1 rRNA gene is annotated in these 434 nt (G+C 55.6%); it reads left to right on the forward strand.

Features of this window, described 5'->3' with window-relative positions:
- The first annotated feature begins 264 nt into the window (after positions 1-264).
- Positions 265-381 (forward strand): 5S ribosomal RNA (rrf, locus tag AB4Z15_RS24965).
- Positions 382-434 lie beyond the last annotated feature (53 nt).

Genomic DNA, 434 nt, shown 5'->3' on the forward strand with positions numbered 1-434 from the left:
TAGGCCGGATGTGGAAGCGAGGACTAAAGACTCGTGAAGCTGACCGGTACTAATAGGCCAACAACTTACACCACACACAAAAACACTGCACGCGTCCACTATGTGGTTCCCGAACAACAAAACCCGTTGTCAGGAACAAAAACCACAACTAAATACACAACACCACAGGACCCTCAACAYCGAGGGAACACACAWGTTGTAACCACAAAGCTTCCCACCCCCAACACCGGCACCAAACCGGCACAGGGGTTCGGGTAACAAGGTTACGGCGGTCATAGCGTGGGGGAAACGCCCGGTCCCATTCCGAACCCGGAAGCTAAGACCCACAGCGCCGATGGTACTGCACCCGGGAGGGTGTGGGAGAGTAGGACACCGCCGGACAATCATTAACAGGGAAAGCCCCGACCACGACGGTCGGGGCTTCCCCCATTTAA

It is taken from the genome of Paenarthrobacter sp. 2TAF44, assembly GCF_052114885.1.
Taxonomy (GTDB): Bacteria; Actinomycetota; Actinomycetes; order Actinomycetales; family Micrococcaceae; genus Arthrobacter.